The following is an 8360-nucleotide window of genomic DNA, read 5'->3' on the forward strand; positions in this document are numbered from 1 at the left end:
GCCGGGTGGAGGCCCTCGGCGTCAGCGCGTCAGCAGCGCGCTGCGGGGACCGGGACCGTCGCGGAGTATGCCGGCTGGCCGGCCGCCGATCCGGTCACGGTGACGCTGCCCGCGGGCATCGACACCAGGCGCGTGGTGAACGCGGCCGAGGCCGACGCGCCGGGGGCGACCGCGGTGAACGACTTCGACCCTGAGGCCGAGGTGACCGTCACATCGGCCGCCACCGTATCGCTGTTCTTCACGGCCACGGTGAGCACCACCGTGCCGGCGATGCAGCGCGTCGAGGCCGCCGGAGCGAGTTCGAGCGTGTCGAGCGGCACCGCGGCCGAGGCCGAGGTGCGCACCAGCGAGTCGGCGTAGCCGTTGTAGGAGGCGGTGACGCTGCCCACTCCGGCCGGGACCACGGCGCTCGCCGCGCCTCCCGAGAGCCGCACGGTGCTCGACCAGCTGCCGCCGGAGAAGGTCACAGTGCCCGCGACCTCTCCAGAGTCGGCCGCCGCGACCCTCGCGGTGACGGTGCGTCCGTCGGCCGTCAGCGTCGTGGTGGATCCGACCGCCGCGACCGAGGTCCAGTCCTTCATCGCGGTGAGCACCGTCTGCGGAACGCTGACGAACGCGCCGTGCCGAGGACTGGCCGGGAGGCCGCCCTTGGTCGAGACGTTCCACTCCGCCGACTTCGAGAGTCGGGCCGCCTGCGAGCTGCCGGCGATGGCCGCGCCCGAGGTGACGAACGCCCTGTAGCCGCCGCTGCCGTAGTTGTCGACGAGGAACGCGTAGCCGTCGCCGTTCGCGGTGGTGTCGTTGGGGTCGCCCGCGTTCAGCTTGATGATCTCGGGCCCCTCACCGGCCTGACCGGTCTCGAGCGAGGTCATGTTCGTGTCGGTCAGCTGCCAGGTCGTCGTCGGGTCGGCGTTCCAGTTCGAGCTGGTCGTCGGCGCGGTGAGCACCGTCGACTTCTCGAGGAAGATGTCCTTCCCCGTCTCGAGGGTGCCGGCGGCACCGCCCTCCTCGTTCTTGGTGAAGCGGTAGTAGGAGTCGCCGATCTTGGTGATCGTCGAGTCGATCCGCGCGTATCCCGTGTCCTGCCAGGTGGCGGGCGGGGCGGTGAAGGTGCGGAAGTCGCGCGTGATCACCGAGAAGACACGCGAGTAGAGCTTGTCGCTGTTGGTCTTCGAGGCGTCGGAGTACAGGCGCGACGAGAAGAAGACGACGTACGACTGCAGCGCGTCGTCCCAGTACGCCTCCGGGGCCCAGGTCATGCCGGCCGCGGGCTGGTTGACCGTGATGCCGGTGTCGGCGCCGTTGGTGCGGGTCCACTGCACCAGGTCGGTCGACTCCCACACCTCGATCTTCAGGCTCCCCTTGGACTGGGCGTCGCCCCAGCTCGTGCCGCACGAGATGCAGAGGTCGGTGGCGACCATGTAGTACTTGTCGCCGTTGTGCGAACGGAGGATGAACGGGTCGCGCAAGCCCTTCGTGTCGGTCGTCGAGGTGATGACCGCCTTGCCGCCGTTGACCGGCGAGAAGGTGAAGAAGTCGTTCCCCGCGGTCGCGGCCTGGTAGATCTTCTCGTCGCCGTCGGATCTGAAGTACGCCGCGGCGTAGCCCGCATCGGGGGCGGTGCGTCCGAGCTCGGCGACCGTCAGTGTGAAGGTGCGCCTCTCGGTGACGCCGTTGAGCGTCGCCGTCGCGGTGAGGGTGACCGGTTTGTCGCCCGAGCCGTAGGCCGGACGAGTGACGACTCCGCCGCCGCGGTACGGATCGGCCGCGCCGACGGCCGGCGCGGTGTACGCAGTGTTCGTCGGGGTGACGAGCGCCGGGTCGGAGGAAGTCCAGGTGATACTGGTGCCGTTCTTCGTGCCCGCGACCACGAGGGGGAGGTTCTCGGTGGTGCGGGTGGCCAGCGCGAGCGCATCGAGGTCGTCGTTGATGCTCGGCGCGAGCACGACGATGTCGAAGGCGAGCGTGGTGCCGAGGCCGGTGGTCGCGGTGAGGGTCACGGGGGTGTTCTGCGCGATGCTGCGCGAGACGACTCCGGTGCTCGACACGACGGCGGTGTCGGACGAGGACCAGGTGAGCGGGACGCCGCTGCTCGTCGCGGGCAGCGTCAGGTTCGAGGAGACCGCGGTGAGCGAGGGGTTGCCGGCGAGGAGGACGGGGAGGACGTCGGAGCGCAGGAGCGCCGAGGTCGCCGCCGATTTCGCGGCCGCCGAGGGCATGCTCGCCGAGACCTGGTCGGCGGTGAGGGCCGTGTCCCAGAACTTGACGTCGGTCACATCGGCAGTGACCAGGGCGTCGCCGCTGTAGAGGGAGCGGCCGAGGTAGCCGAGCGTCGACCCGGAGGGGACGATGCTCGCCATCGACTTGCTTGTCGTGACGGTCGAGATCTGCGTCCCGTCGCGGTAGAGCGTCAGCGTGGTGCTCGAGCCCGTGCCGGAGCCGACGAGGGTCAGCGTCGTGAAGCCGGGGTTGAGCGCACCGCCGAAGGGCAGGCGGGTCTCGCCGTTGCCGCTGTCCTTCACTCGCATGCCCGCGAGCACTTGCCCGCTGGGTGACCCGTCGGGATTGCGCGGGTTCACGAACACGTGGTTGCCGAGCTGGGTGGTGTTCCAGGCGCCGACGCCGTTGCCGATGACCCAGCCGAACTGGTTGGCGGTCGTCTGCGTCTTGACGGTGTACTCGACCGCGAAGGCGTTGTCGGAGCCGGTGACGAGGCCCTTCGGCAGCGCTGCGTAGCCGTCGGCTCGGAAGCGGGCGACGCGGTCGCCGCCGGCATCGGCGAACGAGGCGTCGGTCAGCCCGGTGAGGGTGGCGTTGCGTCCGTTGCCCGAGATGTCGAGCAGAGCGGATCCGGCGTGCGACATGTCGTAGTGGGCGGTAGGGGCGGGAGCATCGGCCGCGGAGGCGGTGACAGGGACGAGGACGCCGGTGAGGGCGACGCTCGTGCTCGCGAGGGTGGCGAGGAACAGGGATCGGGCGCGGCGCCGGGGCGCGGCGGCAGGGGGCTCCGGGGAGCGTCGTCTCATCGTCGAGACCTTTCCGTTCGGGGAGAGGGAGCGTCGGTCCAGAAGAACCGTCGGCTTTGTTCACGTTAACATGCGCGACCGTCAGAGGCTACGGCCCCGAGTGGCACGCGCCTCCGCTCTCCGCAGCGCAGAGCGTCTGCCGTGCGCAGTGGCGGACTACACCTCCGACGTCGACCCGTCGCCGGAGCGGGAGCTCCGGGGAGGACGACTGATCCCGAGCGCCGCGGTGATCGCGACGCGATCGACCGGATGTCCTACCAGGGACGGGGCATCGAGAGCGTTCTCGCCTGCCTGAGCCGCCGAACGGGACCAGGACGACGCCCCGTCCGCGTGCCGGGCACCGCGAACCGACGGCGCAGGAGCGTCCTCGTCGTCGCGGACGCGGGACGGACCAGCCGGTGCCCCGGGGAGCGAGCCTGCCGCGGGCGGAGTGTTCCGGGGCGGCCGCGCAGTGTCCTCGCACGAGCGACGACACTGCCGCCGAGACCGAGGTCGATCGCTCCGGGTTGCTCAAGGGCTGCGATCAGCTCGTCGAGCACAGCGAAGGCAGGGTCGGTCATGGGTCTTCTCCTGGCCAGGAGCCCGTGGCTGTGTGGAGCACCTGATCCAGGCGCTGTCGATGTCGGACGGATCGTCGCGCAGGGTCCGCACGCGACGTCGTTGCGTCGCTCCGACGCTGGGTCGCTCGGAACGGCACGACGACGACCGTAGATCGATCAGAAGGGCACGTCGACATGGTTGACTTCTCCGCCTCGGCGACGGTAGGAGTCCGCCCTGGAATGATGCCGGATGCGCTCTCCGTCTCGTCACCGAGCGCGCTGTGCTCCGCCTCGGCGGCCTCCGGCTCGACCTCGTCGGTCAGTGCGGTGCGTGTCGGTGAGGGCACGGTGGGTATCGGTGAGGGTCAGAGCTGTGTTCGCCCGCCGCTCTCCGCGGTCGACGGCGGGTCGTTGCGGCGTCGGAGCGGTGAGGGTTGCGCCGGCCGCGGCGCGGAACGTCTCCTGGGTCGTGGTCGTGCCGTCGAGGCGCCGCCGCCGTCGACGACGTCGGTGCGCTTCACCGGTGTTCCTCCCTGTCGGGGCGACGCGCGGCCTCGGGGGGCTCCGAGATGATGTAGAGACCGCCGGGAGAATTCGCGAGGTCGGTCAGCGCGGCGATCCACGCCGGGTTGATGCGGGGCATGCGCCCTCCGAAGTACTTGTAGCGCAGGGCGTGCGAGGGGTGCAGCCAGATCGCGCTGCGGCCGTCGCCCATGCTGTGGTCGTCGCGCCAGCTGAGCAAGAACGATTCGTTGCGGCGGAGCTTGCCGGTGATGACGATCTGGAGGTGAGCGAGAACCCGGTCCTCGAAGTCGATCTCGACGGTACCGTCGTAGTGCAGTTTCCCCATCTGCGTCCCCAGTCCTTCTCGGCGGGCCGGCATGCGGCTGCCCCCTCCCTCCACTGTTCCGCAGGTTGTGTGATGTCGACAAGCGGGGTCGGGGGAGCTTGCCGGAATCCTCCCTCTGTGCGTCAGGTGCGCGGATCCGCCTCTCGCCGCGCCGGTCCACCTCGAAGGTACGGCGTCGAGCCTGGGGAACGGGGCTCACGCGGCGCCGGATTCTGCAGCACTGAGCTCTCTCGGTAGTGAATGCCCCGTCGGCGCTATCACGGCCGGGGACCGCCGTGAACCCCTGCTCACGGCTCCTTCCGCCCACGTACCGTGGTGGCGAACGACCCGCAGACCAGGTGAATCGCCGAGGCGGGTCGCGTCACTGGCACGGCCGCCGGCCGACCGGAGAGGGCGGGCAGGATGAACTGCGACCATCCGTTATGGGTGCGCCTCGCGCGCAAGGAGCCGCAGCGGGCCATCGTCCGCGGCCGGGTCTTCGAGATCGGTGCGCCGGACGAGCGCGACGGCTCCGTCCTCCTGACCGTGTGGGAGAAGGGGCGACCCGTCGGACACGTGCTGCCGACCGATCCGCCGAGCTACCGACCCTCCGGACCCGGTGTCGGCGCGGTGCCGCAGCCCGTCTCCGGCGTCGAAGAGCTGATCGAGCTGCTGGGCCCCCACGGCGTGCGCGCATCCAGGGCAACCCAGGGCTGATCGGCGCCGGGCGATCGTTCTCGTGGGCCGCCGAGTGGCATCCTGACGCCGGCGCGCCGGCCGCGCCCCGGGAGGGGGGAATCCATGAGCGACGACGGCGCCGCCGAGTTCGGCTACCGCTCCTCCCTGAGCCGCGGCGTGGGGCGCTTCGGCAGCTTCGCTGCGGGAGTCAGCTACATCTCGATCCTGACCGGCACGTTCCAGCTCTTCTCGTTCGGCTTCGCCCTGGGTGGGCCCGCCTACTGGTGGTCGTGGCCGATCGTCTTCGTCGGGCAGCTGGCCGTGGCGCTCTGCTTCGCTGAGCTCGCGGCGCGATACCCGGTCGCCGGCTCCGTCTACAACTGGAGCAAGCGCCTGGCGGGGCCCACGGTGGGCTGGCTCGCCGGCTGGCTGATGGCGGCCGCCACGATCGTCACGCTCGCGGCGGTGGTGCTCGCCTACCAGGCGACGCTCCCGCAGATCTGGAGCGGGTTCCAGCTCATCGGCGACGGCACCGGCGCCTCCTTCTCGGTCAACGCCGTGCTCTGGGGAGCCGCGCTGATCGCGTTCACGACGGTCGTGAACGCCCGCGGTGTGCGGCTGATGGCGCGGATCACCAGCGTCGGGGTGCTGATCGAGCTGATCGCGGCGGTGCTGCTCGTGATCGTTCTGGCCGTGAACGTCGTGCACCCGCCGAGCGTGCTCCTCGACACCCGCGGCTACGGCGACGGGTCGCCCGGAGGCTACGTGGGCGCCTTCCTCATCGCCGCGATCGCCTCGGCGTACGTCATGTACGGCTTCGACACCGCCGGCTCGCTGAGCGAGGAGACCGTCGATCCGCGCCGGACCGCGCCGACTGCCATCCTCCGTGCGGTGACCGCCTCCTTCGTCCTCGGCGGCCTGATCCTGCTGCTGGGCATCCTCGCCGCACCCGACCTCGGCGACCCGGCGCTCGGGCAGGCTTGGGGCGGGTTGCAGCGGGTCGTGCTCCAGGTGCTCGGCGGGCCGCTGGGAACGGTGTTCCTGTTCTGCGTCGTCGTCGCGATCACCGTGTGCGCTCTCGCCGTGCACACCGCCGGCATCCGGTTGATCTTCGCGATGGCCCGCGACACCGCGCTCCCCGCGAGCCGGATGCTCGCGCGGGTCGATCCGGTACGCGGCATGTCCGCGGCGCCCGCGCTGCTCGTCGGGGTGCTCGCCGTGTTGATCCTCGTGGTGAGCATCGGGACGCCCTCGATCTTCACGGCGGTGACGAGCGTGGCGGTCATCCTGATCTATCTGGCCTACCTGCTCGTGACGGTGCCCCTGCTCGTCGCGCGGCTGCGCGGACGGTGGCCGGCGGCCGAGCCCGGCCGATTCTCGCTCGGCCGCGCCGGTCTCCCGGTGACCCTCGTCGCGGTGCTCTGGGGCGCCGCCATGACGGTGAACCTGGCCTGGCCCCGTGTCGAGGTCTACGGTGCGCCGCTACGGTACAGCGCCGTGATCGTGATCGCGGTGGTCGTCGGAATCGGCCTGACCTGGTTCCTCCTGCGCGGCCGGCGCCGCCTGGGCGCGCTGCCCGAGCACGCGCTCTGACGGCGGGCGCTCAGCACGCGAGAAGGCTCGTACTCGATGGGGAGAACGAGCCTTCTCGGTCTCCTTCGGCGGGCGTGGTGACGTCGCCGAGTCCGTGCTCCCCAGAGAATGTGGGCGGCGCCGACGAGGATGACGGGCACCGGCCCGTCCATCCCCACGACCGGTGCGATGAGCAGGAAGCGGGCCCCCACCCCCGAGTGCGACCAGGGCGTCCTTCATCGACGGTGTCGTGGTGTCCTCCACGGTTCTCCGATCCCGACGTCGAACCGGATCCGCGCCCGTCACGCTCGGGCTCCCCGGCCGCTCCGTTGCGCCGGGAGCCCGAGCGGAGGGAGGCGCGCCGTGTGCAGCGACCGCCACGGCAGCGGGGGTGCGCCTCGTGTCGGCCACGCGTCGACGCGCCTCCCAGGCGGCGCAGCCCGATCGGGACGGTGCTGCGCCGAGAACAGATAACCATATGAGTATGGCTCAGGGCAGGCCCCCAAAGAGGGGCGCGGAGGAGACGCCCGACGACTCCGCGCCGTGCGCGAGGATGGGGGAGCGTCGGTCGTGTGTGCCGCCCGCAGGAGAGGAACGCCGTTGCGGAACCGCCTCGCCACCCCGGCGCTGCTGGCGCACGCCGTCCTCATCCAGGCTGTCGCGTTCCTCCTGCGGCCGGCCGCCGTCTACCAGGCCCTCCAGCTCGACGTGCCGGCGTGGGCGCTCGGCGCGCTCGGCGCCTCCTTCGCGCTGGTGCCGCTCCTGATCGCGCTGCCGGTCGGTGGCCTGGTCGACCGCGTCGGGGCGCGACTCGTGATGGCGCTCGGCGCGCTGGTCGCCGTCGTCGCCGCTGCCGTGTTGCTGCTCGCGGGAGGGAGCGTCGTCGGGCTGCTCCTCGGCATCGCGCTGCTCGGAGCGGGCCACCTGGGCTGCGTCGTCGGGCAGCAGACGGTGGTCGCCGGAGGCGCGGGAGGCACCCGCCTCGACAGCCGCTTCGGCTACTACACCTTCGCCGCATCGCTCGGGCAGGCGATCGGCCCGGCCTTCATCCCGGTCTTCGCCGGCGGCTCGGTGCGCCCCGATCCGGCGCCGCTGTTCGTCACCGGCGGCGTGCTCGCCGTGCTGCTCCTGGCCGTGACCGCGGGGATCCGGAGCTCTGCTCCGCACGGGCAGAAACCGGCCGAGGCGGCCTCCTCCGGATCGACGCCGGGCCTTTCGACACCGGGCCTTTCGACGCTGGGCCTGCTGCGAGTCCCCGGCCTCGCCCGCGCGTTACTGACCAGCGCGACCGTCGTGGCGGCCGTCGACCTGACCGTCGTCTACCTGCCCGCCCTCGGCACCGAGCGGGGGCTGCCCGCGGGCGTCGTCGGTGCCCTGCTCACCGTCCGCGCGCTCGCGTCGATGGCGTCGCGTCTGCTGCTCGGCGCCGCGACGGCGCGGCTCGGCCGCACCCCGGTGATGGTCGGCGGGATCCTCGTCTCGGCGCTCTGCCTGATGCTGGTCGCCCTACCCGCCCCCACTGCCGTGCTGTTCGTGGCTGTCGCCGCGCTGGGGCTGGGGCTCGGCATCGGCCAGCCCATCACGATGTCGTGGCTGATCGAGCGGACCCCCACCGACCGCCACGGCCGCGCCCTTGCGCTGCGCCTGGCGGGCAACCGGCTCGGGCTGATCGCGCTGCCGAGCGTGCTCGGCGTGCTCGCCGTCGCGCGGGGAGCG

General features: G+C 71.6%; 5 protein-coding genes. 3 read left to right on the plus strand and 2 right to left on the minus strand.

Going from position 1 to position 8360, the window contains the following annotated elements; all coding sequences use genetic code 11:
- Positions 1-29 precede the first annotated feature (29 nt).
- Positions 30-3026, minus strand: coding sequence for an immunoglobulin-like domain-containing protein (locus tag ACH61_RS12675; protein WP_082845248.1), 2997 nt, complete (start codon positions 3024-3026; stop codon positions 30-32).
- 1056 nt (positions 3027-4082) lie between these two features.
- Complete coding sequence (locus ACH61_RS12685; protein WP_068212537.1) at positions 4083-4415, minus strand: DUF7882 family protein; 333 nt, start codon at positions 4413-4415, stop codon at positions 4083-4085.
- Between the two features lie 426 nt (positions 4416-4841).
- Between ACH61_RS12685 and ACH61_RS12690 the strand changes: the two genes are divergently transcribed.
- The 3 genes from ACH61_RS12690 to ACH61_RS12700 form a co-directional block, all read left to right on the plus strand.
- Positions 4842-5111, plus strand: a complete 270-nt coding sequence (locus tag ACH61_RS12690) for a hypothetical protein (protein ID WP_068212539.1) — start codon at positions 4842-4844, stop codon at positions 5109-5111.
- 84 nt (positions 5112-5195) lie between these two features.
- Positions 5196-6665, plus strand: coding sequence for an APC family permease (locus ACH61_RS12695; RefSeq protein WP_068212541.1), 1470 nt, complete (start codon positions 5196-5198; stop codon positions 6663-6665).
- 579 nt (positions 6666-7244) lie between these two features.
- A partial coding sequence (locus tag ACH61_RS12700) for an MFS transporter (protein WP_068212543.1) occupies positions 7245-8360 on the plus strand: 1116 nt, incomplete at its 3' end.

It is taken from the genome of Rathayibacter tanaceti (assembly GCF_001634385.1).
GTDB lineage: Bacteria > Actinomycetota > Actinomycetes > Actinomycetales > Microbacteriaceae > Rathayibacter > Rathayibacter tanaceti.

Bases quoted from the DNA above. Each gene is read 5' to 3' on its own strand.
- ACH61_RS12675 (WP_082845248.1), bottom strand. From the start codon at position 3,026: ATGAGACGACGCTCCCCGGAGCCCCCTGCCGCCGCGCCCCGGCGCCGC.
- ACH61_RS12685 (WP_068212537.1), bottom strand. From the start codon at position 4,415: ATGGGGAAACTGCACTACGACGGTACCGTCGAGATCGACTTCGAGGAC.
- ACH61_RS12695 (WP_068212541.1), top strand. From the start codon at position 5,196: ATGAGCGACGACGGCGCCGCCGAGTTCGGCTACCGCTCCTCCCTGAGC.